Source organism: Enterobacter sp. E14S (assembly GCF_055666685.1).
On record NZ_JBVODQ010000001.1, the window covers coordinates 98,112 to 121,955 of the forward strand.

Consider the following 23,844-nt stretch of genomic DNA (forward strand, 5'->3'; position numbering starts at 1 on the left):
TATTAGCCTGGCACCATTTGTCAGGAAGGCAATGTAAATAACAGTATGATTTTAAATATGAATACTGACGAAAAGTGAGGCGGGGGATATATAAAATAAAACGCTTTTTGGGATCGTTCTTATTCAAAAAATGAAATAAGAAAACATTGCTATGTTATTTGCGGCTTTTTATAATTTGTTACCTTTCTCTGGACGCCTTGTCATTGATCCTCAAGAAAGATTCCGGGACCGTGTGGTCTCTTTTTTTGTTGTACGGACTACTTAATAAAATGAAGCTTTTAAAGACAGTGCCCGCTGCACTGATGCTGGCGGGTGGCGTGTTTGCGGCTATGAACGCGACCGCTGATGATACCGTTTTTACTGTCATGGACGATCCTTCCTCCGCGAAAAAACCGTTTGAAGGTAACCTGAACGCCGGATACCTGGCACAATCCGGTAACACGAAAAGCTCTTCTCTGACGGCGGACAGTACGCTCACCTGGTACGGCAACACCACCGCCTGGTCTCTGTGGGGTAATGCCAGCAACACTTCCGCTAACGACGAACGTTCTTCCGAGAAGTATGCGGTAGGTGGACGTAGCCGTTACAACATGACCGACTATGACTACCTGTTTGGTCAGGCAAGCTGGTTAACCGACCGTTATAACGGTTATCGCCAGCGCGATGTATTCACCGCCGGTTATGGTCGCCAGTTCCTGAACGGTCCGGTACACAGCTTCCGTTTTGAATTCGGTCCGGGTGTGCGTTATGACGAGTACACCAATGGCGATACCAAAACCCAACCGCTCGGTTACGCTTCCGGTACCTATGCCTGGCAGATGACTGACAACACCAAATTTACCCAGGGTGTTTCTGTATTTGGTGCCGACGATACGACGCTGAACTCTGAGACGGCGCTGAACGTGGCTATCAACGAACACTTTGGCCTGAAAGTCGCCTACAACGTGACCTGGAACTCTTCACCACCAGAATCTGCACCGGATCATACCGACCGCAGAACCACGGTTTCACTGGGTTATAGAATGTAATAAAAGCGGGCCGATGACGATGTCGGCCCGTTTATTGTCTGCGGTCTTTAGACGTCCCTTCTGATGACTTGTCTTCGCCCCTAGCCCCAAATCATTGCCGCCCAACGGAGTAGCAGCATTGCGCCGCAGATGGCAATCAGCACCAGCACCATTTTCCAGTGTTTTACGGCAAATCGTTTAGTTGGCATAACCTAATCCTTGTTGGTTGATGTCCCCAGTCTACCAAACAGGGCCGAAATATGCCCCTTCTCAGGAACGATTGGGTTATGCCAGCGCAAGGTTCGGCTCAGAACCAGTGGAATCGTTCGGCGAGAATCAACAATAAACCTGTGGCGGAAAGGATGTTCAATATCACAACCGTTCTACTGGATACGTTCATGGTATGCACCTTTGGGTTTAAAGACCTGTTCAAGAGTAGCCCAGCATCTTTGAAATGCGAGCGCAGGGGAGAAGCAACCTGCAAATTCGTGCGAAAGCGCCAGCCCATCAATCTGGCCGCAGAGGGTGCAATCTCCTTGCCGTTAGTGTTAACATTACGTCGCTTGCCGTAAATCCACATTAATCTGAATTCGGCAGGTGAATGATGACGAACCAATTTGACGATTGTTGGTCAGATGGTGTCGTAATCTATTGTCAAATCACGATTATTTTCTTTGTATATGCTCTTATGTGTGGGGCATCACTGCAAATAAGGATATAAAATGCCTGTAATTACTCTTCCTGATGGCAGCCAACGCCATTTCGACCGTGCTGTTAGCCCAATGGATGTTGCCCTGGACATTGGTCCTGGCCTCGCGAAAGCGACTATCGCTGGCCGCGTTAACGGTGAGCTGGTGGATGCTTCCGATCTGATCGAAAACGATGCGACGCTTGCAATCATCACCGCGAAAGACGAAGAAGGTCTGGAGATCATTCGTCACTCCTGCGCGCACCTGTTAGGCCATGCTATCAAACAGCTGTGGCCAAACACCAAAATGGCGATCGGTCCGGTTATCGACAATGGTTTCTACTACGACGTTGATCTTGACCACACCCTGACTCAGGAAGATATCGACGCGCTCGAAAAACGCATGCACGAGCTCGCCGAAACGAACTATGACGTCATCAAGAAGAAAGTCAGCTGGCACGAAGCGCGTGAAACCTTCGTGAAGCGCGGCGAGAGCTACAAGGTCTCTATTCTTGACGAAAACATTTCGCATGATGACAAGCCTGGCTTGTACCATCACGAAGAATACGTCGACATGTGCCGTGGACCGCACGTGCCGAACATGCGCTTCTGTCATCACTTTAAGCTGATGAAGATCGCAGGCGCCTACTGGCGTGGCGACAGCAACAACAAGATGTTGCAGCGTATCTATGGTACCGCGTGGGCTGATAAAAAAGCCCTGAACGCGTACCTGCTGCGCCTGGAAGAGGCGGCGAAGCGTGACCACCGTAAAATCGGTAAGCAGCTTGACCTGTACCACATGCAGGAAGAAGCGCCGGGCATGGTGTTCTGGCATAACGACGGCTGGACCATCTTCCGTGAACTGGAAACTTTCGTACGCTCCAAGCTGAAAGAGTACCAATATCAGGAAGTGAAAGGCCCGTTCATGATGGACCGTGTGCTGTGGGAAAAAACCGGCCACTGGGACAACTACAAAGATGCGATGTTCACCACCTCGTCTGAGAACCGTGAATACTGCATCAAGCCAATGAACTGCCCGGGCCACGTTCAGATCTTCAACCAGGGTCTGAAATCCTACCGCGACCTGCCGCTGCGTATGGCGGAGTTCGGTAGCTGCCATCGTAACGAGCCATCAGGTGCGCTGCACGGTCTGATGCGTGTTCGTGGCTTTACTCAGGATGATGCGCATATCTTCTGTACTGAAGATCAGGTCCGTGACGAAGTTAACGCCTGTATTCGTATGGTCTACGATATGTACAGCACCTTTGGCTTCGAGAAGATCGTCGTCAAACTCTCAACGCGTCCGGAAAAACGTATCGGCAGCGATGAGACATGGGATCGCGCAGAAGCGGATCTCGCCGTGGCGCTGGAAGAGAACGGCATTCCGTTCGAATACCAGCTGGGCGAGGGCGCATTCTACGGTCCGAAAATTGAATTTACCCTGTATGACTGCCTCGATCGCGCATGGCAGTGCGGTACTGTACAGCTGGACTTCTCCCTGCCGCAGCGTTTAAGCGCCTCTTATGTTGGCGAAGACAACGAGCGTCAGGTACCGGTAATGATTCACCGTGCAATTCTCGGTTCTCTGGAGCGCTTCATCGGCATCCTGACCGAAGAGTTCGCTGGCTTCTTCCCAACCTGGCTTGCGCCAGTGCAGGTCGTGGTGATGAACATTACCGATTCTCAGGCGGATTACGTTAAAGAATTGACGCAGAAACTACAAAATGCGGGCATTCGCGTAAAAGCAGACTTGAGAAATGAGAAGATTGGCTTTAAAATCCGCGAGCACACTTTACGTCGTGTCCCGTATATGTTGGTCTGTGGTGATAAAGAGGTGGAAGCAGGCAAAGTTGCCGTTCGCACCCGCCGTGGTAAAGACCTGGGGAGCCTGGACGTAAGTGAAGTGATTGAGAAGCTGCAACAAGAGATTCGCAGCCGCAGTCTTCAACAACTGGAGGAATAAGGTATTAAAGGCGGAAAACGAGTTCAAACGGCACGTCCGAATCGTATCAATGGCGAGATTCGCGCCCAGGAAGTTCGCTTAACAGATCTTGAAGGTGAACCACTGGGGATTGTGAGTCTGAGAGAAGCGATCGAAAAAGCTGAAGAAGCTGGAGTAGATTTAGTTGAAATCAGCCCTAACGCCGAACCGCCAGTTTGTCGTATCATGGACTACGGCAAGTTCCTTTATGAAAAGAGTAAGTCTTCTAAGGAACAGAAGAAGAAGCAAAAAGTTATCCAGGTTAAGGAAATCAAATTCCGTCCTGGTACCGACGATGGCGATTATCAGGTAAAACTCCGCAGCCTGATTCGCTTTCTGGAAGATGGCGATAAGGCCAAGATCACACTGCGTTTCCGCGGTCGTGAGATGGCCCACCAACAGATTGGTATGGAAGTGCTTAACCGCGTCCGTGACGATCTGAGTGAACTGGCAGTAGTCGAATCCTTCCCTACGAAGATCGAAGGCCGCCAGATGATCATGGTGCTCGCTCCTAAGAAGAAACAGTAAGGCCTTCAAGCAGCAAAATCTGTGGAGCCTTCGGGTTTCATAGGTTTTGTTCGCCTATGTTTCGTTTATTTAACAATGCGAAGTGGAAGTTATTAAGATGCCAAAAATTAAGACCGTACGCGGTGCTGCTAAGCGCTTCAAAAAAACCGGTGGTGGTGGATTTAAGCGTAAGCACGCAAACCTGCGTCATATTCTGACCAAAAAATCTACTAAGCGTAAACGTCACCTGCGTCCAAAAGGCCTCGTTTCTAAAGGCGATCTGGGTCTGGTTATCGCGTGCCTGCCGTACGCATAAGCCGTTAACGTTTAATTTTTTACTAAGAATATAGATACAGGAGAGCACATATGGCTCGCGTAAAACGTGGTGTAATTGCACGTGCACGTCACAAGAAAATTTTGAAACAAGCTAAAGGCTACTACGGTGCGCGTTCACGCGTTTACCGCGTTGCCTTCCAGGCTGTTATCAAAGCAGGTCAGTACGCTTACCGTGACCGTCGTCAGCGTAAGCGTCAGTTCCGTCAACTGTGGATTGCGCGTATCAACGCAGCAGCACGTCAGAACGGTATTTCTTACAGCAAATTCATCAACGGCCTGAAAAAAGCCTCTGTTGAAATCGACCGTAAGATCCTGGCTGACATCGCAGTATTCGACAAAGTAGCGTTCACCGCTCTGGTCGAAAAAGCGAAAGCAGCGCTGGCATAAGCCAGTTGAGAGAGGGGGCTTTGCTCCCTCTTTTCATTTAACACCATCAGAAGATTGACATTTATCCGTCCAGGCTTTTCAATAAGGTCTCAACGGTTTTTACCAGACAAGGTAACGCAAGCATGAATGCTGCTATTTTCCGCTTCTTCTTTTACTTTAGCACCTGATTTCAGGAGGCTAGCGCGTGAAAGATGAAACGAAAAACAGCGCCAGATAAGCCTCCCGATGGAGGCTTTTTTTGTGCCTGAATTTGAGAGAATAACTCCACCAAATCGGTGTCTGCACCGACATAATGAGGAAAATCATGTCACATCTCGCAGAGCTGGTTGCCAGTGCAACAGCCGCCATTAATCAGGCCTCAGATGTTGCCGCGTTAGACAATGTCCGCGTCGAATATCTTGGGAAGAAAGGGCACCTGACCCTTCAGATGACAACCCTGCGTGAGCTGCCGGCAGAAGAACGCCCAGCAGCGGGTGCGGTGATTAACGAAGCCAAAGAGCAGGTACAGCAGGCGCTAAACGCGCGCAAAGCCGAACTGGAAAGCGCGGTGCTGAATGCGCGTCTGGCCGCAGAGACGATCGACGTTTCTCTTCCGGGTCGCCGCATCGAAAACGGTGGTCTGCACCCGGTTACCCGCACCATCGATCGCATTGAAAGTTTCTTCGGTGAGCTCGGCTTTACCGTGGCGACTGGCCCGGAAATCGAAGATGATTACCACAACTTCGACGCCCTGAACATTCCTGGCCATCATCCGGCACGCGCTGACCACGACACTTTCTGGTTCGACGCTACGCGTCTGCTGCGTACTCAGACCTCCGGCGTTCAGATCCGTACCATGAAGGATCAGGCACCGCCAATCCGCATTATCGCGCCGGGCCGCGTCTATCGTAACGACTACGATCAGACCCACACCCCAATGTTCCACCAGATGGAAGGTCTGATTGTTGATAAAAACATCAGCTTCACCAACCTGAAGGGCACGCTGCACGATTTCCTGAACAACTTCTTTGAGGAAGATCTGCAGGTTCGTTTCCGCCCGTCCTACTTCCCGTTCACCGAACCGTCTGCGGAAGTTGACGTGATGGGTAAAAACGGCAAATGGCTGGAAGTGCTGGGCTGCGGCATGGTGCATCCAAACGTGCTGCGCAACGTGGGTATCGATCCGGAAGTTTACTCCGGCTTTGCCTTCGGCATGGGCATGGAGCGTCTGACTATGCTGCGCTACGGCGTGACCGACTTACGTGCATTCTTCGAAAACGATCTGCGTTTCCTCAAACAGTTTAAATAAGGGCAGGACAGAACAATGAAATTCAGTGAACTGTGGTTACGCGAGTGGGTGAACACCACTCTGGACAGCGACGCGCTTTCAAACCAGATCACCATGGCGGGTCTGGAAGTGGACGGCGTTGAGCCGGTTTCCGGTGCCTTCAACGGCGTGGTCGTTGGCGAAGTGGTCGAGTGCGGTCAGCACCCTAATGCTGACAAACTGCGCGTAACAAAAGTAAACGTGGGCGGTGACCGTCTGCTGGATATCGTCTGCGGTGCGCCAAACTGCCGTCAGGGCCTGAAGGTGGCCGTGGCGACCGTCGGTGCAGTGCTGCCGGGCGATTTCAAAATTAAAGCGGCTAAGCTGCGCGGCGAGCCGTCTGAAGGCATGCTGTGCTCCTTCTCCGAGCTGGGTATTTCCGACGATCACAACGGCATTATTGAACTGCCGCTGGATGCGCCAATCGGCACCGATATCCGTGAATACCTTAAGCTTGATGACAACACTATCGAAATCAGCGTCACGCCAAACCGTGCCGACTGCTTAGGTATTATCGGCGTGGCGCGCGACGTGGCCGTGCTGAACCAGACTGAGCTGAGCGCGCCGGACATTGCGCCGGTTGAAGCGACCATCAGTGACGTGCTGCCTATTCAGGTTGACGCTGCGGATGCTTGCCCGCGCTACCTCGGTCGCGTGGTGAAAGGCATCAACGTGAAAGCGCCAACTCCGCTGTGGATGAAAGAGAAGCTGCGCCGCTGCGGTATTCGCTCTATCGACGCAGTGGTCGACGTGACCAACTACGTTCTGCTGGAGCTGGGCCAGCCAATGCACGCATTCGATAAAGACCGTATCGACGGCGGCATCGTTGTGCGCATGGCGAAAGAGGGCGAAACCCTGGTTCTGCTGGACGGCAGCGAAGCGAAACTGAACGCCGACACCCTGGTGATTGCTGACCACAGCAAAGCGCTGGCAATGGGCGGTATCTTCGGTGGCGAGCACTCAGGCGTGAACGACGAGACGCAAAACGTCCTGCTGGAATGCGCGTTCTTCAGCCCGCTCTCCATCACCGGTCGCGCACGCCGTCACGGCCTGCATACCGATGCCTCTCACCGCTACGAGCGCGGCGTTGACCCGGCGCTGCAGTACAAAGCGATGGAACGTGCGACCCGCCTGCTGATCGACATCTGCGGCGGTGAAGCGGGGCCGGTTATCGACGTCACCAACGAAGCGACCTTGCCGAAGCGTGCGACCATCACCCTGCGCCGCAGCAAGCTGGATCGCCTGATTGGCCATCACGTTGCCGATGCGCAGGTAACCGACATCCTGAAACGTCTGGGCTGTGAAGTAACCGAAGGCCAGGACGAATGGAAAGCCGTTGCGCCATCATGGCGTTTCGACATGGAAATTGAAGAAGATCTGGTGGAAGAAGTGGCCCGCGTTTACGGCTACAACAACATCCCTGACGAGCCTGTCCAGGCAGGTCTGGTGATGGGCTCCCACCGCGAAGCCGACCTGTCTCTGAAGCGTGTGAAAACCATGCTGAACGACAAAGGCTACCAGGAAGTGATCACCTACAGCTTCGTTGATCCAAAGCTGCAGCAGCTGATCCACCCGGGTCAGGAGGCGCTGATCCTGCCAAGCCCAATTTCCAGCGAAATGTCCGCGATGCGTCTGTCTCTGTGGACGGGCCTGCTGGGCACTGTCGTTTATAACCAGAATCGCCAGCAAAACCGCGTGCGAATTTTCGAAAGCGGTTTGCGCTTTGTACCGGATAATCAGGCAAATTTAGGCATCCGTCAGGATCTCATGCTGGCTGGCGCCATCAGCGGCAACCGCTATGAAGAGCACTGGGACCTGGCAAAAGGCACGGTTGATTTCTACGATATGAAGGGCGATCTGGAAGCGATTCTGGATCTGACCGGTAAATTATCTGAAATTGAATTCCGCGCAGAAGCCATCCCGGCTCTGCATCCGGGCCAGAGCGCAGCTATCTATTTAGACGGCAAACGCGTTGGTTTTATTGGGGTTGTTCACCCTGAGCTGGAGCGCAAGCTGGACCTGAACGGCCGTACCATCGTATTCGAGCTGGAATGGAACCCGGTGGCTGACCGCGTTATTCCTCAGGCTCAGGACGTCTCCCGCTTCCCGGCAAACCGCCGTGATATCGCGGTTGTGGTCGCGGAAAATGTGCCTACAGCAGATATTTTGGCCGAATGTAAGAAAGTTGGCGTAAATCAGGTAGTTGGCGTAAACTTATTTGACGTGTACCGCGGCAAGGGCGTAGCAGAAGGTTTCAAGAGCCTCGCTATTAGCCTTATCCTTCAGGATACCAGCCGTACACTCGAAGAAGAGGAGATTGCCGCTACCGTCGCCAAATGTGTAGAGGCATTAAAAGAGCGATTCCAGGCATCATTGAGGGATTGAACCTATGGCGCTTACAAAAGCTGAAATGTCAGAATATCTGTTTGATAAGCTTGGGCTTAGCAAACGGGATGCCAAAGAGCTGGTAGAGCTGTTTTTCGAAGAGATCCGTCGTGCTCTGGAAAATGGTGAGCAGGTAAAACTCTCCGGTTTTGGCAATTTTGATTTGCGAGACAAAAACCAACGTCCGGGCCGCAACCCGAAGACGGGGGAAGATATTCCCATTACAGCCCGCCGCGTGGTGACCTTCAGACCCGGCCAGAAGTTGAAAAGCCGTGTCGAAAACGCAACGCCCAAAGCAGAGTAATATGAACTAACTAAAAAGGCCGCCCACGCGGCCTTTTTTCTTTGCGCTCTCCGGCAAACCCGCCGTAAAATCAATTACATCTCACGCTACTAAAACCGTACCCATGCTTGATTATGCCCATCACCAGCACCGTTCCGATCGGCGTCACCTGCTTTTGCTGGTGCTGATGCTCATTGTCGCCGCAGGAGTGAGCCTCTGCGCGGGCGACAGATGGATCGGGCCTGAAAGCTGGTGGGGGCCTGACGGGCAGCTCTTCGTCTGGCAAATTCGCCTGCCGCGCACCGTCGCGGTGGTTCTGGTCGGCGCCGCGCTGGCGCTGTGCGGCACCATAATGCAGGCGTTGTTTGATAACCCTCTGGCGGAGCCCGGGCTGCTCGGCGTGTCAAACGGCGCAGGCGTAGGCCTGATTGCGGCGGTGATGCTGGGTGGGGGAGAACTCTCCGGATGGAGTATTAGCCTGAGCGCTATCCTCGGCGCGCTGCTGATCACCGCGATCCTTCTTCGTTTTGCCAGACGGCACTTATCGACCAGCCGTCTGCTGCTTGCCGGCGTGGCGCTGGGGATCATCTGTAGCGCGCTGATGACCTGGGCGGTCTACTTTTCAACATCCTTTGACCTGCGTCAGCTGATGTACTGGATGATGGGCGGCTTTGGCGGCGTTGACTGGCACCAGGGCTGGCTGATGGCGCTGCTTGTACCGGTTATCGTGTGGGCTGCCCTGCAGGCGCAGCCGCTGAATATGCTCGCGCTGGGTGAAACCTCTGCCCGCCAGCTCGGCATGCCGATTGGGTTCTGGCGTAATGTGCTGGTAATAGCTATTGGCTGGCTGGTCGGCGTCAGCGTGGCTCTGGCGGGCGCGATCGGCTTTATCGGGCTGGTGATTCCGCACATGCTGCGCCTGTGTGGCCTCACGGACCATCGGACCCTGCTTCCTGCCTCTGCGGTTGCCGGGGCCGTCACGCTGCTGGTGGCCGATATCATCGCCCGGCTTGCCCTGACGGCCGCAGAGCTGCCGATTGGCGTGGTCACCGCCACGCTGGGCGCGCCGGTATTTATCTGGCTACTATTAAAAGCTGGACGTTAAATCAACAAGCCGTAAGACAACATGAGGGAATGCTATGCAGTCAGATATCCTGAATACTGAAGTGACCACCATTGATGGCGATAACACCACGCTGGAAGGCTACAAAGGCAACGTGCTGCTTATCGTCAACGTGGCATCGAAATGTGGCCTGACGCCGCAGTACGAGCAGCTGGAGAACATTCAGAAGGCCTGGGAGAAAGACGGTTTCACCGTGCTGGGCTTCCCGTGCAACCAGTTCCTGGGCCAGGAGCCGGGCAGCGAAGAGGAGATTAAAACCTTCTGCAGCACCACCTATGGCGTGACGTTCCCGATGTTCAGCAAAATCGATGTCAACGGTGAAGACCGCCATCCGCTGTATGCGAAGCTGATCGCTGCCGCGCCGAAGGCCGTTGCGCCTGAAGGAAGCGGTTTTTATGAACGCATGGCCAGCAAAGGCCGCGCGCCGCTTTACCCGGACGATATCCTGTGGAATTTTGAAAAATTCCTGATTGGCCGCGACGGCCAGGTCGTTCAGCGTTTTTCGCCGGATATGACCCCTGAGGATCCGATCGTCATGGAATCGATCAAGCTGGCGCTGGCGAAATAATGTCGTTGCTGATGCAGCTAACGGACGTTGCCGAGAGGGGACGTCTGGAGCCGATAACCGGTACCATCAATGCGGGAGAAATCCTGCATCTTGTCGGGCCAAACGGTGCAGGGAAGAGCACGCTGCTGGCGCGGATGGCAGGCATGACCGACGGAGAAGGGCAGATAACGCTGCTGGAGCATACGCTCGCCGACTGGTCGCCGGTCTCGCTGGCGCACCGGCGCAGTTATCTTGTGCAGCAGCAGGTGCCGCCCTTTGCGATGCCGGTCTGGCACTATCTGATGCTGCATTTGCACGACAAACAACAGACGTCACTGCTGACGGACGTTGCCGCGGCCCTGGGGCTGGAAGATAAACTGTCCCGGCATGCCAGCCAGCTTTCCGGCGGAGAGTGGCAGCGGGTACGTCTGGCGGCGGTCATTCTTCAGATCCACCCGGCTGGTAATCCTCACGGGCGAATGTTGCTTCTCGATGAACCTATGAGCGGTCTGGACGTGGCGCAGCAGGCGGCACTGGATGCGCTGTTAAGTACCCTGAGCCGAAAAGGTATCGCCGTGGTGATGAGCAGTCATGACCTCAACCACACCCTGCGTCATGCCCACCGGGTGTGGCTGCTGTCGCAGGGAAAGATGATCGCCAGCGGCGCGCGGGATCGGGTTCTTACGCCGCCCCATCTTGCCCGCGCGTACAACATGTCGTTCCGCAGGCTTGATATAGAGGGACATAAGATGCTGATTTCTACCGGGCAGAAGTAACCGTTTCTTGCCTCTTAGCACAATTGCACGCTAAATTACGAAAAGAACAAAAAAAGCAGAGGATTCGTCTGAAAATGCGATTCTGGTTTCTCCTGATGGCCACACTTTTTCTTGCGGGATGCAGTAGCCATCGTGCGCCGCCGCCTAACCCACGGCTTTCAGATTCGATCACCGTCATTGCCAGCCTCAACGATCAGCTGAGCAACTGGCGCGGTACGGCTTATCGCTACGGCGGCATGAGTCGCGGCGGCGTAGATTGTTCCGGCTTCGTTCTGATGACGTTCCGCGACAAGTTTGATTTACAGCTTCCGCGTGAAACGCGCAAGCAGGCCGAAATTGGCACTGAAATTGATAAAGACGATCTTCTGCCCGGGGACCTGGTTTTCTTCAAAACCGGCTCGGGTGAAAGCGGTCTCCATGTGGGCATATATGATACAGACAATCAGTTCATTCACGCCTCGACAAGCCGCGGGGTGATGCGCTCTTCTCTTGATAATGTTTACTGGCGTAAAAATTTCTGGCAGGCACGACGTATATAGTCTTTGTCAGACACTTCTCTTATGACGGCATGGTATCTAATAAATCATGCCGTTTTTTCTCAAATAAGATGCTTAAAGTTAAATTTATCTAAAATTAGCGAATCCTGCATGTGTCTGTTTTATCTAAAACTGGCTATTATTCGACAACCAGGATAAAATTAATTTAGATTCAGGGATAAATCTGAAAATAAATACGGAACTAATGAAATTAATCTTATTAAAATCAAGACAGTGGAATTGTGTCGGCAATTGCTCCAGGATGTTCTCTCTCATCTTTAATGTGGAGCGAGTGCAATGATTATTACGCTAGATAATGCTTACCAGTCTGAACTGCTGCTTCTGCCTGCTCGTAATAGCGCAGGGGAGCTTAAAGGTTTAGAGGTTCTGGTTAACTTTACTGGCGTCGGCAGCGATGTGCGGATCCCCACTGAGCTTGTTATCCCTCGGCTTTCAGCAGCTGAAGAGTTAGTGCTGTTTAACGAAAAATTGCAATTGCTTGATACCTGTAAACTGTTTTTTATTCAGCATCAGTTAATTGCATGGATCAATATTACACCTGCAATAGTTGAATTTTTATTAAGTAATGGAAACGCTGTTTCAATCCTTGAGCGTTATCCGTTTCTTGAGTTTACTGTTAATGAGAATTATCCAGGTTTAAATAACGGAAAGGACGATCTGCAGCTGGCGAGAATGGCAATCCATTTCCCGTTGGTCCTGGCAAACTTTGGCGCAGGCGCCGCATCGCTCAAAGCGGTCTATGATGGATTATTTAAACGGGTTATTCTCGACAAAGGCTTCATTCAGCAGCGTGCCACGGAGCTCTCTTTTGAGCCTTTTATGCGCGCCATCCTCTGGCAAATCACGCCGCACTGCCAGTCGGTGATCGTCTCGGGCATTGACGACCACGGCCTGTTGCAACGCGTTTTGTCCTTCAATTTTGGCGCCATGCAGGGCGCACTCTGGCCAGCCGTCTCTGCGGAGCACGTTACATCGCTGGTTCAGCAGCGATAACCCTTGCTTTCGCCCGTGTTTAAGTCCGGGTAAACCCTCTACACTAAAAGCAGGAGGACTTATGACCCTGTCTTTTACTGCTCACTGGCATGATGAGTTGCCTGGCTTTTACACCGCACTCAAACCAACACCGTTACAAAATTCACGCCTTATCTGGCATAACGATTTGCTGGCAGAAGAGCTGGCCATTCCGCCTGAGCTGTTTCAGCGTTCAGAAGGCGCAGGCGTCTGGGGCGGTGAAACGCTTCTCGCCGGTATGCAGCCTTTGGCTCAGGTCTATAGCGGACATCAGTTTGGCGTCTGGGCGGGGCAGCTGGGCGACGGCAGGGGGATCCTGCTCGGCGAACAACGGCTTCCCAACGGGGAGACGGTTGACTGGCACCTGAAAGGCTCAGGCCTTACTCCCTATTCGCGAATGGGCGACGGGCGCGCGGTGCTGCGTTCAACGATTCGCGAGTGCCTGGCGTCCGAAGCGATGCATGCCCTGGGGATTCCCACTACGCGCGCGCTGTCGATTGTCACCAGCGATACGCCGGTAGCGCGCGAAACGGTGGAAAAAGGGGCAATGCTGATGCGTATTGCGCAAAGCCATTTGCGCTTTGGTCATTTTGAGCACTTTTACTATCGCCGCGAGCCGGACAAGGTTCGCCAGCTGGCTGATTTTGCCATTCGGCACCACTGGGCGCATTTGCAGGACGAGGCGGATAAATACGTTCTCTGGTTCAGGGACGTGGTTGCCCGTACCGCAAGCCTGATTGCCCGCTGGCAAACGGTGGGCTTTGCGCATGGCGTCATGAATACGGACAACATGTCGATCCTCGGGCTGACCTTTGATTACGGTCCGTTTGGTTTCCTGGACGATTATCAGCCTGGCTATATCTGCAACCACTCCGACTATCAGGGACGTTACAGCTTTGATAATCAGCCAGCGGTTGGCCTGTGGAACCTGCAGCGGCTTGCGCAAACCCTGTCGCCGTTCATCGACGTAGATGCCCTCAATGATGCGCTCGACAGCTATCAGGATATATTGCTGCGAGAATACGGCACGCTGATGCGCAACAAGCTGGGGCTGATGACGCAGGAGAGGGGCGATAACGACATTCTCAACGGTCTGTTTGCCCTGATGGCGCGCGAGGGCAGCGATTATACCCGTACCTTCCGGATGCTGGGCCAGACGGAGCAGCACAGTGCGGCCTCGCCGCTGCGCGACGAGTTTATTGACAGACAGGCGTTTGACGACTGGTTTGCCACTTACCGCGCGCGTCTACAGCAGGAGCAGGTGGACGACGCCACCCGCCAGACGAAGATGAACGCGACGAATCCCGCGATGGTGTTGCGCAACTGGCTGGCGCAGCGGGCGATTGAGCAGGCAGAGCAGGGGGAATACGACGAGCTACACCGTTTGCATCTGGCGCTGCGCACGCCGTTTGCCGGGCGGGATGATGACTACGTCAGCCGCCCGCCCGACTGGGGCAAGCGGCTGGAGGTCAGCTGCTCAAGCTAGAGATTTTGCCGGGTGGCGGCGTCGCCTTACCCGGCAAAAATTACTGCGCAACCCAGCCGCCATCCATATTCCACGCGGCGCCGCGAACGTTCACGGCGCCCTCGCTGCACAAAAACAGCGCCAGTTCACCCAGCTGCTCCGGGGTCACAAACTCGCCCGAAGGCTGTTTCTCTGCCAGAAGCCGATCGCGAGCCTGCTCCGGCGGGACGCCCTCAGCGATACGCTGGTCGATTTGCTGTTGCACCAGCGGCGTCAGTACCCAGCCGGGGCAGATGGTGTTGGCGGTAATACCGGTGCGGGCGGTTTCCAGCGCCAGCGATTTCGTAAAGCCCACTACGCCATGCTTGGCGGCCACGTAGGCTGACTTCTCTTTTGAGGCCACCAGGCCGTGAACGGAGGCGATATTAATGATGCGCCCCCAGTTTTTCTCGCGCATGGCGGGCAGCGCCAGCCGGCTGGTGTGAAATACCGAGGAGAGATTTATGGCGATAATGTCGTTCCATTTCTCCACCGGAAACGCATCAACCGGGTCGACATGCTGTATCCCGGCGTTGTTGACAAGAATGTCCACGCCGCCAAACTGCGATTCGGCGTAGCGCATCATGGCTTCAATTTGCAGCACGTCACGCAGGTCCGCATCGTGATAGCCCGGCTTTTTGCCCAGTTGCGCAATCTCTTCTCTTGCTGATTCGCTGTCGCCGAAACCGTTGAGGATCAGCTGCGCCCCGGCCTTCGCCAGCACGCGGGCGATCCCAAGTCCAATGCCGCTGGTCGAGCCCGTCACCAGCGCGGTCTTACCGTTCAGATTCATCTTTCTCTCCTTACACAATGCCGGTCAGATAGAACACGGCAATGACAAAAAGCACTGCCAGACTTTTAATGAGGGTGATAGCAAAAATGCCGCCGTAGGCCTGACGATGGCTCAGGCCGGTAATCGCCAGCAGGGTAATCACCGCGCCGTTATGGGGCAGCGTATCCATCCCGCCGCTCGCCATCGAGGCCACGCGGTGTAGCACCTCAAGCGGGATATTGGCGGCGTGGGCGGCGGCGACAAACGAGTCGGACATGGCGGCGAGGGCAATACTCATCCCGCCGGACGCCGAGCCGGTGATCCCCGCAAGCACCGTCACGCTGATGGCTTCATTCAGCAGCGGATTGGGGATGGCCGCCAGCGCTTTGGATAACACCAGGAACCCGGGCAGGGCGGCGATAACCGCGCCGAAACCGTATTCGGAGGCGGTATTCATCGCGGCCAGAATGGCACCGCTCACCGCGGTCCGGCTGCCTTCAGCCAGACGACCCCGGATATTGCGAAAGCCAAAAATCAGCACCAGCACGATGCCGGAGATCAGCGCCGCTTCCACGGCCCAGATGGCGGTGATCTTGCCCACCTCGGTCACAATGGGTTTCGCCAGGCCTGGCAGAGTCAGCTCGTGGGTCGTGCCGTACCAGTCGGGGATCCAGCGGGTAAACAGCAGGTTCAGTATGCCTACCACCAGCAGCGGGGAGATAGCAATCAGCGGGTGCGGAAGGTTAATGTTATCCGACGTCTCGGGTTCATTTTTCAGATCCGTGCCGTAGCCCTCGTTGTTATTGAACGCCTTACGACGCTGGCGCTCCAGCCAGAGCAGGCCAAAGATGATAATAAACAGAGAGCCGATAAGCCCCAGCCACGGCGCGGCCCAGGCGTTCGTGCCAAAGAAGCTGGTGGGGATGATATTCTGGATCTGCGGCGTGCCGGGCAGGGCGTCCATGGTAAACGAAAACGCCCCCAGCGCCACGGTGGCCGGGATCAGCCGCTTAGGGATGCCGCTCTGGCGGAACAGTTCCGCAGCAAAAGGGTAAACCGCAAACGCCACCACGAACAGCGACACGCCGCCGTAGGTTAACAGCGCGCACACCAGGACAATCACCGGAATAGCGTGGCGACGGCCGAGGATCTGAATCGCGGCGGCGACGATGGAGCGTGAGAAACCGGAAAGCTCAATCAGCTTGCCGAAAACGGCCCCCAGCAGGAACACCGGGAAGTAGAGCTTGACGAAGCCCACCATCTTTTCCATAAACAGGCCGGTAAACGTCGGGCCGACGGCACCCGGATCGGTCAGCAGCACGGCGCCGAGCGCCGCAATCGGCGCAAACAAAATAACGCTGTATCCGCGATAGGCCGCCAGCATCAGCAGCGCCAGCGCCGCCAGGGCAATTAACACGCTCATTACGACTCCTCACTTTAATTATTATTCGGGTAACAACGAGATGCTTAACGCTCGACAGTCAGAGCAATGCCTTGCCCGCCGCCCACGCACAGGGTGACGAGCCCTTTTTTGACGTCACGCCGCTGCATTTCGTACAGCAGCGTCACGAGGATGCGGCAGCCGGAGGCGCCAATCGGATGACCCAGGGCGATAGCGCCGCCGTTAACGTTCACCCTGCGCTCATCCCAGCCGAGCTGCTTGCCTACCGCCAGCGCCTGAGCGGCAAAGGCTTCATTGGCTTCAATGAGATCCACGTCATCAAGCGTCCAGCCCGCCCGCGCCAGCGCCGTCCGGCAGGCGCTGACCGGTCCGATGCCCATTACCGACGGGTCAACGCCCGTCACGGCGTAGCTCACGATGCGACCGAGGATCGGCAAACCGCTCTCCCGCGCCTTTTCGCCGCTCATCAGCAGCACCGCGGCGGCACCGTCGTTGAGCGTTGACGCATTTCCGGCCGTGACCGTGCCTTCCGCCTGCAGAAAGGCGGGGCGCAGCTGCGCCAGCTGCTCAGCGGTGGTGCCAGGCCGGGGCTGTTCGTCACGGCTGACGATAAGCGGCGGTTTTTTGCCCTGTTTTACCGTCACCGGCGCTATCTCGGCGTCAAACCGACCCGCTTCGATGGCGGAGACCGCTTTGTGCTGCGACCGGGCGGCGAAGGCGTCCTGCTGCTCGCGGGAAATGGCATTCTCCCGGGCGACGTTTTCAGCGGTGATCCCCATGTGATAATCGTTGAACGCGTCCCACAGGCCGTCGGTAATCATGCTGTCCTGCAGGCCCGTATGGCCAAAACGCAGCCCTGATCGCGCGCCGTCCAGCAGATAGGGGGCGTTGCTCATGCTCTCCTGACCGCCAGCGATAGCCACGTCCGCGTCGCCGCAGCGGATCGCCTGCGCGGCGAGCTGCACCGCTTTTAGGCCCGCGCCGCACACCAGGTTGACCGTTGTCGCCGGCGTGCTGACGGGTAATCCGGCGGCGATGGCCGTCTGACGCGCCGGGTTTTGCCCGCATCCCGCCGTCAGCACCTGTCCGAAAATCAGTTCATCTACCTGTTCTTCGCGAAGATCGCTGTTCTCCAGCAGGTGCCGCACCGCGACGGCCCCCAGCTCAACCGCTGAAAGGGACGATAGCGATCCGCGAAAACTGCCAATGGGGGTTCGCGTTGCCCCGACAATCATGACCTCTTTCATCGTGAGTCCTCAGTTGAAGCGCATCTCGCGAACGTCGTCCGCCACAATCATTTTCCCGGCTGTCTTAGCCGCAATTTCGTCGATACTGACCCCGGGGGCGTATTCCCGCAGAATGAACGCGCCGTCCTCGATCTCCAGCAGTGCGAGGTCGGTTAAGACCCGACGGATACAGCCCGCGCCCGTGAGCGGCAGCGTGCAGCGCGGCAGCAGCTTTGACTCACCGCTTTTAGATGCGTGGGTCATCACCACAATGATGTTCTGCGCCCCGGCCACGAGATCCATCGCGCCGCCCATGCCCTTCACCATCTTTCCGGGGATCATCCACGAGGCGATATTGCCCTCGACGTCCACTTCAAACGCGCCCAGCACGGTCAGATCCACATGACCGCCGCGGATCATGGCAAACGACTGGGCCGAGTCGAAAATGGCCGCGCCGGTGCGCGCGGTCACGGTCTGTTTACCGGCGTTGATCATGTCAGCGTCAAGGCTCTGCTCGTCAGGAAAAGCCCCCATCCCCAGCAGCCCGTTTTCCGACTGAAGCATCACGTCCATCCCGTCCGGAATGTAGTTCGCCACCAGGGTAGGGATGCCTATCCCCAGGTTGACGTAATACCCGTCGCGCAGCTCGCGGGCGACGCGCATGGCCATCTGTTCACGGGTTAACATCGTCAGACTCCTTCCGCGCGCAGGGTGCGCTGTTCAATGCGTTTTTCAAACTGGCCGACAATCAGCCTGTCGACGTAAATTCCCGGGGTATGAATGGCCGACGGGGGCAGCTCACCCGGGGGAACTATCTCTTCCACCTCGACAACCGTTATCCGGCCCGCCGTTGCCATCAGCGGATTAAAATTTTGCGCGGTGTGCCGATAGACAACGTTGCCGTACCAGTCCGCTTTCCAGCCCTTAATGAGCGCAAAATCACCGGTAATGGCCTCTTCAAGGATGTAGTGTTTCCCCGCAAACTGGCGCACGTCTTTGCCGGCAGCCACGGGCGTGCCGTAGCCGGTGGCCGTGTAAAATGCCGGAATGCCCGCGCCGCCCGCGCGCACCTTTTCCGCCAGCGTGCCCTGGGGCGTGAGTTCAATCTCCAGTTCGCCGCTCAGCACCTGCCGCTCGAACAGGGCGTTCTCGCCGACGTAAGAGGCCACCACTTTGCGAACCTGCCGCGTTTCGAGCAGTATCCCGAGACCGAAACCGTCCACGCCGCAGTTGTTTGATACCACCGTCAGATCTTTCACCTGACGGCGTCTGACCTCTGCAATCAGGTTCTCCGGAATACCGCACAGGCCGAAGCCGCCCGCCAGCAAGGTCATTCCGTCCGTCAGCCCTTCGAGCGCCTGCGCATAGCTGCCGACGCGCTTATCCAGTCCCGCCATAGTCATCCCTCCCGTTATCCGTGCCGGTATCATTAGGGGCGGCGACTCATTTGTTAATTTTGAATTTGTGACCCACTCATTTGGTTTTTTATTAATTTCCTGTTAACTAAATTTTTTCAATTAGTTAACAGGATGAAAAATGAGAATGAGTGTCAAACAGTTACGCGCGTTTTTAGCGGTAGCTCACACTCTCAATTTCGCGCACGCCAGCGAACGGCTGAATCTTTCCCAGCCGGCCCTGAGCCTGACGATTAAAGCGCTGGAGGAGGCGCTCGGCGGACCGCTGCTGCAGCGGAGCACGCGCAAGGTCGCGCTGACGCAGGAGGGAGAGACGTTTTTGCCGATGGCGCGCCAGCTGCTTGCCGACTGGGATAACGTCGAAGAGGCGATGCACCAGTGCTTTACCCTGCAGCGCGGTAAAATTTCGGTCGCGGCTATGCCGTCATTTGCCGCGAATGTCCTGCCCGAGGTGCTAAAAGCGTTTCGCGATCGCCATGCCGGGATCAACGTCACCGTGCATGATGTCATTAACGAGCAGGTGATAGAGATGGTGCGGGAAGGGCGGGTCGAGATGGGGATCGCCTTTGAGCCCGCGCCAACGCACAACCTGCTGTTTACTCCGCTGGGCCTCGACAGGTTTGTGGCCATAGTGCCGAAAGATTCCTCGCTGGCAGGCAAGAAGCGCCTGTCATGGGAAGAGCTGCTGACGCTGGATTTCATCACCCTGCAGCGCCCGTCGGCGGTACGTCTGATGATGGAGGAGGAGCTGGCGCGAAGCGGCAGAAAGCTGGACGTGGCGCTGGAGAGTCATCAGCTGGTGACGGTCGGGAGAATGGTCGCGAGCGGGCTGGGCGGCAGTGCCGTTCCGGCGCTCTGCGAGGCGCAGATGACGGCGCTGGGCGCGGTCTGTATTCCGCTGGATAACCCGCCGATAGAAAAGTGCATTGGAGCGATCCATCCAGGACACACGCAGCTCTCTAAAGCGGCGCATGCCCTGCTGGAAACGCTGAAAGATTTTTACCAGCCCAATCAGGGGGCGAGAAACACCTGCGGCGCGGCGTGAGCCGGATGCCTGCCGACGATAACCTGCGCGCCGTACCAGCGCGCCAGCGCGTCGGTCTGCAAAACGGTTTCCGGTGCTCCCTGGGCCACGATTCTGCCGTCATGCAGCAGCAGGATGCGGTCCGCCCACAGCGCCGCCAGATTAAGGTCGTGCAGCACCACGCAGACGTGGAGGTGACCCCGACGGGTCAGGGATTTCAGCAGGCGCAGCAGATGCTGCTGGTGATAGAGATCCAGCGCAGACGTGGGTTCATCAAGGAACAGCCAGCCGCGCGGGGCGCCGTCGCACCAGAGCTGAGCCAGCGCGCGGGCGAGCTGGATGCGCTGCTGCTCGCCGCCGGAGAGTGCGGCAAACTGCCTGCCCGCCAGCGGTAAACAGCCGGTGACGGCCATGACCTCCTCAATAACCGACGCTTCGGGCGTGCGGGTCCAGGGCGCTCGCCCCATACCGACGACCGCCTCAACCGGCCAGTCAAATCCGAGCTGCGTGTTCTGGCGCATCACCGCCCGGTAGCGGGAGAGCCTGTGCGGCTGCCAGGCCGCAAGCGGTGTGCCCGCCAGGGTGCACCGTCCGCTTGCCGGTTTGAGATAGCCGGTAAGCAGACGCAATAATGTCGATTTTCCGGCACCGTTGGGGCCAATCAGCGCGACCAGTTCACCCTGAGACAGGGTAAGCGAAACGTCGTCGATCAGCGTCCGTTGACCGGCGTGAAAGGAAATGTTCTCTGCACAATAGCGCTCAGCCATGCGCACCTCCGCGACGAAAGATAAGCCACAGAAACCACGGCGCGCGAGAAGGCTGGTCAGTAAGCCGACCGGAATTTCCGCCGGTGCGACCAGGCTGCGCGCCAGCGTATCGGCAACCAGCAGAAGCAACGCGCCGGCCAGCACCGAGCCGGGGAGCACGGCCCGGTGGTCGGCTCCCAGCCACATACGCACCAGGTGCGGCACCACCAGGCCGACAAAGCCGATCACGCCGCTGACCGCAACGGCGGCGGCCACCAGCAGGGCACTGCACAACAGCAGGAGCCGCTGCACGGCGGCAACCTCCACGCCGAGGTAATGTGCCTCTTCGTCGCCCAGCTGCAGCAGGTTGAGGGCGCCTGCCAGACGCCAGATCGCTAGCGCGGTGGGAACCATCAGCGACGCGACGGCCAGCAGCGTTGACCACTGCGCCTGGCCGAGGCTGCCCATTCCCCAGAGCGAAAGCTGGCGAAGCTGGGCATCATTGCTGAGCCATGACAGCACCCCGACGGCCGCGCCGCACAGGGCGTTAATGGCAATTCCCACCAGCAGCAGGCGCGACAGGGAAGCGTCACGCTGTCGGCTGAGCAGGAAAATCACGAAGGTGGCGGCCAGCGCGCCGAGAAACGCCGCCAGCATCGGGGCATACAGCATCACCAGTGCAGGCAGCGAGAGCGGAAGAACCACCCACAGCGCAACGGCGAGCGCCGCGCCGCTGCTGATGCCGAGCAGTCCCGGGTCCGCCAGCGGATTTCGAAACAGCCCCTGCATCACGCAGCCCGCCAGCGCCAGTGAACCGCCGATCGCCAGCGCCAGCAGCACGCGAGGCAGGCGGATTGTCAGCCAGATTTGACGCAGCGCCTCGTCGGTCCCGTTCCACAGCAGGCTGATCGGCAGATGTAATGCCCCAACCCCGGTCGCTGCGAGCGTCATGATGGTCAGGATCGCGGTCAGCATCCATAACGATAAGGCGATCCGCCGGGACATCAGGGCAGCAGCTCCGCTTTGGCACGCAGCTGCTGGATGGCTTCCGGCGTTCGCACGCTGAAGCCCAGCAGCGCCATATCGTCAATCGCCAGCACCTGCTTGTTCCGTCCCGCCGGGGTTTGCGCCAGGCCGGGCAGCGTCCACAGATTTGCTTCACCGCCCAGGGCGTTGAGACCGTCCTGAGAAATCACCACCAGATCGGGTCGGCTGGCGATCGTGCCTTCCTGAGACAGCGGCTGATAGCGGGTAAACCCCTGCATCGCGTTCTGCAGCCCCGCCGCACGAATGGCAGCATCCGCGCCAGTCTGCTGTCCGGCGGCCATGGCGGTCATCCCGCCGTGGTTGAGAATAAACAGCACCCGCTTATTGAGCGGCGACGCGGGAAGCGCCGACAGCGCCTGGCGCAGCGTGCTGCGCAGGACCTCCCCCTCGGCCTCGCGGTGCGTCGCTTCAGCGACGATCCGCACCTTTTCGTCAATGGCGTTCAGGTCGTTACCGGCAGGAACAGCGATCACCCTGACGTGGCTTTGCTCAACCTGCTTTAGCGCCAGAGACGGCTGCGCCTGAGCGCTGGCCAGCACCAGCGTGGGGCGCATGGATAAGATCCCTTCCGCATTGAGCTGGCGCAGATAGCCCACGTCAGGCAGTGAATTCGCCGCCTGCGGCCACTGGCTGGTGCTGTCGCGGGCCACCAGCGAGGACGCCGCGCCGAGAGCGTAGACAATCTCGGTGACGTCGCCGCCGAGGGTAACGATTTTCTCCTGCGGCGCCGCAGACGCCAGCAGGGGCAGGGCGCTGAGCAGGGCAAGCCACCGTTTCATGCGGCCAGCCCTTTCGCCGTTAAGGCGTCAATCTGGCTGCGCCACTGGCTCTGCTCCGGTTCGCCTTCCGTACGCTGGCCGTACAGCTGGGCGATTTGCGTTCCATCGGCGGCAAACAGCTCCAGGCTGGTGACATACCCGTCAGCCGTCGGCTTGCGCGTGACCCACGTTTCCGCAATGGATCCTTCAAGCAGATGCAGGGTAAAGGTTGGGTTAAAGACGTTTAGCCAGCCTTTCATTGGCACCAGCTTTTCCACCGCGCCGGTGAAGATCTGCACGCAGCCGCGGTTGCCCACGAAGACCATGATTTCGTTACCGTCCCGGCGTGCCGTTCCCAGGAGCTGCGCCAGCGCGCTGTTTTCTACCCGGCAGGCCAGATCGTCACCCACCAGGCGAAACGCCTGCTGGCGGCTGAGGTTATGGCGCTTGAGCAGGCTGAAGAACTGATGAACGTCGGTCATGGCGCGCCACTCGTTATCCACGAGAGCAGCATTTGCGTTTTCTGCATGAGCCGGGACATCGGCTATCCTCAACGCCAGCGGCGGGTTGTCGGCAAAGATAAAGCGGGTCAGCACGTCGCCCCAGGCGGAAACGTCGGTGTTGTCCGTGGCGTAGACCTTCAGCAGGGCATCGCCCTGGTGGTCGAAGAACTGAATGCTCTGCCGCTCGCCGCGTGCGGTGGCTTCACTGATGTGAAACACGCTCGACCACTGGTTGAGGAACAGGCGCAGATCCAGCGCGCGCGGGTTCAGCACCAGCCCGGCGTGGCCGTTCAGGTGCTGGTTGGTAAATCTCCCGACCTGCTCGTGTACGGCGTATTCGTTGCGGCAGATACATTTGGTTTCGCCCACCGCCTCCAGCGCGCCCAGGATCTCGCGGATTTCACCGCGCAGTCGCCAGGCGTCGTGACCTACGCGGGCAAAGGTCAGCTCTGCTTCACTGATGTTCATTAACCCCGCAACGTCGCGCGCGTACATACCCGGATTGGCTTCTTTTAGCTCAAGCCAGCGCGTGTAGTGATTCATTGTCTCTTCC

General features: G+C 57.0%; 26 protein-coding genes, 1 pseudogene and 1 other annotated feature. Of the genes and pseudogenes, 16 read left to right on the forward strand and 11 right to left on the reverse strand.

What is annotated here, in order from left to right; genetic code table 11:
• Nucleotides 1-269 precede the first annotated feature (269 nt).
• Entirely contained in the window at nucleotides 270-1,028 is a 759-nt protein-coding gene (locus ACZ6J2_RS00490; protein ID WP_058840788.1) for a DUF481 domain-containing protein, read from the forward strand.
• Between the two features lie 80 nt (nucleotides 1,029-1,108).
• Here the strand turns inward: ACZ6J2_RS00490 and yniD are convergent, their stop codons facing one another.
• The gene (gene yniD / locus ACZ6J2_RS00495; protein ID WP_008500658.1) at nucleotides 1,109-1,216 is read right to left on the reverse strand and encodes a small membrane protein YniD; all 108 of its coding nucleotides are present in this window, start codon (nucleotides 1,214-1,216) and stop codon (nucleotides 1,109-1,111) included.
• 98 nt (nucleotides 1,217-1,314) lie between these two features.
• Nucleotides 1,315-1,587, reverse strand: coding sequence for a stress response membrane protein YncL (gene yncL, locus ACZ6J2_RS00500; protein ID WP_319875770.1), 273 nt, complete (start codon nucleotides 1,585-1,587; stop codon nucleotides 1,315-1,317).
• A gap of 142 nt (nucleotides 1,588-1,729) precedes the next feature.
• Here yncL and thrS point away from each other — a divergent pair, with 142 nt between their 5' ends.
• The 14 genes from thrS (at nucleotide 1,730) to selO (ending at nucleotide 14,380) form a co-directional block, all read left to right on the forward strand.
• Nucleotides 1,730-3,658 carry a threonine--tRNA ligase gene (gene thrS, locus ACZ6J2_RS00505; protein WP_008500657.1) on the forward strand — a complete coding sequence of 643 codons (1,929 nt, stop codon included), beginning with the start codon at nucleotides 1,730-1,732 and terminating at the stop codon, nucleotides 3,656-3,658.
• Between the two features lie 3 nt (nucleotides 3,659-3,661).
• Complete coding sequence (gene infC, locus ACZ6J2_RS00510; RefSeq protein WP_014069901.1) at nucleotides 3,662-4,204, forward strand: translation initiation factor IF-3; 543 nt, start codon at nucleotides 3,662-3,664, stop codon at nucleotides 4,202-4,204.
• A 97-nt stretch (nucleotides 4,205-4,301) separates the two neighbouring features.
• Nucleotides 4,302-4,499 carry a 50S ribosomal protein L35 gene (gene rpmI / locus ACZ6J2_RS00515; protein WP_003030583.1) on the forward strand — a complete coding sequence of 66 codons (198 nt, stop codon included), beginning with the start codon at nucleotides 4,302-4,304 and terminating at the stop codon, nucleotides 4,497-4,499.
• Nucleotides 4,500-4,549: 50 nt separating this feature from the next.
• A complete protein-coding gene (rplT, locus tag ACZ6J2_RS00520; protein WP_000124850.1) occupies nucleotides 4,550-4,906 on the forward strand; it encodes a 50S ribosomal protein L20 in 357 nt (118 codons plus the stop codon).
• Between the two features lie 117 nt (nucleotides 4,907-5,023).
• Nucleotides 5,024-5,148 (forward strand) — a sequence feature (Phe leader region).
• Complete coding sequence (gene pheM / locus ACZ6J2_RS00525) at nucleotides 5,029-5,073, forward strand: pheST operon leader peptide PheM (protein ID WP_001386830.1); 45 nt, start codon at nucleotides 5,029-5,031, stop codon at nucleotides 5,071-5,073. It overlaps the preceding feature by 45 nt.
• Nucleotides 5,149-5,210: 62 nt before the next feature.
• Entirely contained in the window at nucleotides 5,211-6,194 is a 984-nt protein-coding gene (gene pheS, locus ACZ6J2_RS00530) for a phenylalanine--tRNA ligase subunit alpha (protein ID WP_029740434.1), read from the forward strand.
• Nucleotides 6,195-6,209: 15 nt separating this feature from the next.
• Nucleotides 6,210-8,597 (forward strand): phenylalanine--tRNA ligase subunit beta, encoded by a 2,388-nt coding sequence (pheT, locus tag ACZ6J2_RS00535; protein WP_471724477.1) that lies wholly within the window; start codon nucleotides 6,210-6,212, stop codon nucleotides 8,595-8,597.
• 4 nt (nucleotides 8,598-8,601) lie between these two features.
• Complete coding sequence (gene ihfA, locus ACZ6J2_RS00540; RefSeq protein WP_003857805.1) at nucleotides 8,602-8,901, forward strand: integration host factor subunit alpha; 300 nt, start codon at nucleotides 8,602-8,604, stop codon at nucleotides 8,899-8,901.
• Nucleotides 8,902-9,004: 103 nt separating this feature from the next.
• Nucleotides 9,005-9,985 (forward strand): vitamin B12 ABC transporter permease BtuC, encoded by a 981-nt coding sequence (btuC, locus tag ACZ6J2_RS00545; RefSeq protein ID WP_409244946.1) that lies wholly within the window; start codon nucleotides 9,005-9,007, stop codon nucleotides 9,983-9,985.
• 34 nt (nucleotides 9,986-10,019) lie between these two features.
• Complete coding sequence (locus ACZ6J2_RS00550) at nucleotides 10,020-10,571, forward strand: glutathione peroxidase (protein ID WP_023311298.1); 552 nt, start codon at nucleotides 10,020-10,022, stop codon at nucleotides 10,569-10,571.
• Nucleotides 10,571-11,326 (forward strand): vitamin B12 ABC transporter ATP-binding protein BtuD, encoded by a 756-nt coding sequence (gene btuD / locus ACZ6J2_RS00555; protein ID WP_471724479.1) that lies wholly within the window; start codon nucleotides 10,571-10,573, stop codon nucleotides 11,324-11,326. The genes ACZ6J2_RS00550 and btuD overlap by 1 nt, the downstream gene beginning before the upstream one ends.
• Before the next feature lie 74 nt (nucleotides 11,327-11,400).
• Entirely contained in the window at nucleotides 11,401-11,865 is a 465-nt protein-coding gene (locus ACZ6J2_RS00560) for an NlpC/P60 family protein (RefSeq protein WP_471724481.1), read from the forward strand.
• Between the two features lie 294 nt (nucleotides 11,866-12,159).
• The gene (locus ACZ6J2_RS00565) at nucleotides 12,160-12,876 is read left to right on the forward strand and encodes an EAL domain-containing protein (protein ID WP_471724482.1); all 717 of its coding nucleotides are present in this window, start codon (nucleotides 12,160-12,162) and stop codon (nucleotides 12,874-12,876) included.
• A gap of 61 nt (nucleotides 12,877-12,937) precedes the next feature.
• A complete protein-coding gene (gene selO, locus ACZ6J2_RS00570; RefSeq protein WP_471724483.1) occupies nucleotides 12,938-14,380 on the forward strand; it encodes a protein adenylyltransferase SelO in 1,443 nt (480 codons plus the stop codon).
• 40 nt (nucleotides 14,381-14,420) lie between these two features.
• Here the strand turns inward: selO and ACZ6J2_RS00575 are convergent, their stop codons facing one another.
• From ACZ6J2_RS00575 to ACZ6J2_RS00595, 5 genes are read right to left on the reverse strand one after another with little or no spacing between them, the layout of a single operon-like run.
• Nucleotides 14,421-15,191 (reverse strand): 3-hydroxybutyrate dehydrogenase, encoded by a 771-nt coding sequence (locus ACZ6J2_RS00575; RefSeq protein ID WP_471724485.1) that lies wholly within the window; start codon nucleotides 15,189-15,191, stop codon nucleotides 14,421-14,423.
• 10 nt (nucleotides 15,192-15,201) lie between these two features.
• A complete protein-coding gene (locus ACZ6J2_RS00580) occupies nucleotides 15,202-16,593 on the reverse strand; it encodes a GntP family permease (protein ID WP_471724486.1) in 1,392 nt (463 codons plus the stop codon).
• Nucleotides 16,594-16,637: 44 nt separating this feature from the next.
• Nucleotides 16,638-17,819 (reverse strand): acetyl-CoA C-acetyltransferase, encoded by a 1,182-nt coding sequence (locus ACZ6J2_RS00585; RefSeq protein WP_471724487.1) that lies wholly within the window; start codon nucleotides 17,817-17,819, stop codon nucleotides 16,638-16,640.
• Nucleotides 17,820-17,828: 9 nt separating this feature from the next.
• A complete protein-coding gene (locus tag ACZ6J2_RS00590; RefSeq protein ID WP_029740425.1) occupies nucleotides 17,829-18,485 on the reverse strand; it encodes a CoA transferase subunit B in 657 nt (218 codons plus the stop codon).
• 2 nt (nucleotides 18,486-18,487) lie between these two features.
• Nucleotides 18,488-19,195: a CoA transferase subunit A gene (locus ACZ6J2_RS00595; protein WP_471724489.1), complete on the reverse strand. Its 708-nt coding sequence runs from the start codon at nucleotides 19,193-19,195 to the stop codon at nucleotides 18,488-18,490.
• A gap of 139 nt (nucleotides 19,196-19,334) precedes the next feature.
• On the opposite strand from ACZ6J2_RS00595, the gene ACZ6J2_RS00600 reads away from it, so the two are divergent.
• Nucleotides 19,335-20,258, forward strand: coding sequence for a LysR family transcriptional regulator (locus ACZ6J2_RS00600; RefSeq protein WP_471724491.1), 924 nt, complete (start codon nucleotides 19,335-19,337; stop codon nucleotides 20,256-20,258).
• Here ACZ6J2_RS00600 and ACZ6J2_RS00605 read toward each other — a convergent pair.
• From ACZ6J2_RS00605 to chuS, 4 genes and pseudogenes are all read right to left on the reverse strand, one after another.
• Nucleotides 20,225-21,004, reverse strand: a complete 780-nt coding sequence (locus ACZ6J2_RS00605; protein WP_471724493.1) for a heme ABC transporter ATP-binding protein — start codon at nucleotides 21,002-21,004, stop codon at nucleotides 20,225-20,227. The two genes, ACZ6J2_RS00600 and ACZ6J2_RS00605, sit on opposite strands and share 34 nt — an antisense overlap.
• A pseudogene (locus ACZ6J2_RS00610) lies at nucleotides 20,997-21,988 on the reverse strand (FecCD family ABC transporter permease). The gene ACZ6J2_RS00605 and the pseudogene ACZ6J2_RS00610 overlap by 8 nt, the downstream one beginning before the upstream one ends.
• Nucleotides 21,988-22,809 (reverse strand): heme/hemin ABC transporter substrate-binding protein, encoded by an 822-nt coding sequence (locus ACZ6J2_RS00615; protein WP_471724495.1) that lies wholly within the window; start codon nucleotides 22,807-22,809, stop codon nucleotides 21,988-21,990. Before ACZ6J2_RS00615 ends, ACZ6J2_RS00610 begins: the two are co-directional and overlap by 1 nt.
• On the reverse strand, nucleotides 22,806-23,834 hold the full coding sequence (gene chuS, locus ACZ6J2_RS00620; RefSeq protein ID WP_471724496.1) for a hematinate-forming heme oxygenase ChuS: 1,029 nt from the start codon (nucleotides 23,832-23,834) through the stop codon (nucleotides 22,806-22,808). Before chuS ends, ACZ6J2_RS00615 begins: the two co-directional genes overlap by 4 nt.
• Nucleotides 23,835-23,844 lie beyond the last annotated feature (10 nt).

What these genes read in the sequence shown, in the direction of transcription:
- ACZ6J2_RS00490 (WP_058840788.1), top strand. Translation starts at nt 270, where the DNA reads ATGAAGCTTTTAAAGACAGTGCCCGCTGCACTGATGCTGGCGGGTGGC.
- selO (WP_471724483.1), top strand. Translation starts at nt 12,938, where the DNA reads ATGACCCTGTCTTTTACTGCTCACTGGCATGATGAGTTGCCTGGCTTT.
- ACZ6J2_RS00605 (WP_471724493.1), bottom strand. Translation starts at nt 21,004, where the DNA reads ATGGCTGAGCGCTATTGTGCAGAGAACATTTCCTTTCACGCCGGTCAA.
- ACZ6J2_RS00595 (WP_471724489.1), bottom strand. Translation starts at nt 19,195, where the DNA reads ATGGCGGGACTGGATAAGCGCGTCGGCAGCTATGCGCAGGCGCTCGAA.
- ACZ6J2_RS00550 (WP_023311298.1), top strand. Translation starts at nt 10,020, where the DNA reads ATGCAGTCAGATATCCTGAATACTGAAGTGACCACCATTGATGGCGAT.
- btuC (WP_409244946.1), top strand. Translation starts at nt 9,005, where the DNA reads ATGCTTGATTATGCCCATCACCAGCACCGTTCCGATCGGCGTCACCTG.
- ihfA (WP_003857805.1), top strand. Translation starts at nt 8,602, where the DNA reads ATGGCGCTTACAAAAGCTGAAATGTCAGAATATCTGTTTGATAAGCTT.
- chuS (WP_471724496.1), bottom strand. Translation starts at nt 23,834, where the DNA reads ATGAATCACTACACGCGCTGGCTTGAGCTAAAAGAAGCCAATCCGGGT.
- pheT (WP_471724477.1), top strand. Translation starts at nt 6,210, where the DNA reads ATGAAATTCAGTGAACTGTGGTTACGCGAGTGGGTGAACACCACTCTG.
- thrS (WP_008500657.1), top strand. Translation starts at nt 1,730, where the DNA reads ATGCCTGTAATTACTCTTCCTGATGGCAGCCAACGCCATTTCGACCGT.
- ACZ6J2_RS00560 (WP_471724481.1), top strand. Translation starts at nt 11,401, where the DNA reads ATGCGATTCTGGTTTCTCCTGATGGCCACACTTTTTCTTGCGGGATGC.
- btuD (WP_471724479.1), top strand. Translation starts at nt 10,571, where the DNA reads ATGTCGTTGCTGATGCAGCTAACGGACGTTGCCGAGAGGGGACGTCTG.
- ACZ6J2_RS00575 (WP_471724485.1), bottom strand. Translation starts at nt 15,191, where the DNA reads ATGAATCTGAACGGTAAGACCGCGCTGGTGACGGGCTCGACCAGCGGC.
- yncL (WP_319875770.1), bottom strand. Translation starts at nt 1,587, where the DNA reads ATGTGGATTTACGGCAAGCGACGTAATGTTAACACTAACGGCAAGGAG.
- rplT (WP_000124850.1), top strand. Translation starts at nt 4,550, where the DNA reads ATGGCTCGCGTAAAACGTGGTGTAATTGCACGTGCACGTCACAAGAAA.
- ACZ6J2_RS00580 (WP_471724486.1), bottom strand. Translation starts at nt 16,593, where the DNA reads ATGAGCGTGTTAATTGCCCTGGCGGCGCTGGCGCTGCTGATGCTGGCG.
- ACZ6J2_RS00615 (WP_471724495.1), bottom strand. Translation starts at nt 22,809, where the DNA reads ATGAAACGGTGGCTTGCCCTGCTCAGCGCCCTGCCCCTGCTGGCGTCT.
- ACZ6J2_RS00565 (WP_471724482.1), top strand. Translation starts at nt 12,160, where the DNA reads ATGATTATTACGCTAGATAATGCTTACCAGTCTGAACTGCTGCTTCTG.
- ACZ6J2_RS00600 (WP_471724491.1), top strand. Translation starts at nt 19,335, where the DNA reads ATGAGAATGAGTGTCAAACAGTTACGCGCGTTTTTAGCGGTAGCTCAC.
- yniD (WP_008500658.1), bottom strand. Translation starts at nt 1,216, where the DNA reads ATGCCAACTAAACGATTTGCCGTAAAACACTGGAAAATGGTGCTGGTG.
- ACZ6J2_RS00585 (WP_471724487.1), bottom strand. Translation starts at nt 17,819, where the DNA reads ATGAAAGAGGTCATGATTGTCGGGGCAACGCGAACCCCCATTGGCAGT.
- pheS (WP_029740434.1), top strand. Translation starts at nt 5,211, where the DNA reads ATGTCACATCTCGCAGAGCTGGTTGCCAGTGCAACAGCCGCCATTAAT.
- rpmI (WP_003030583.1), top strand. Translation starts at nt 4,302, where the DNA reads ATGCCAAAAATTAAGACCGTACGCGGTGCTGCTAAGCGCTTCAAAAAA.
- ACZ6J2_RS00590 (WP_029740425.1), bottom strand. Translation starts at nt 18,485, where the DNA reads ATGTTAACCCGTGAACAGATGGCCATGCGCGTCGCCCGCGAGCTGCGC.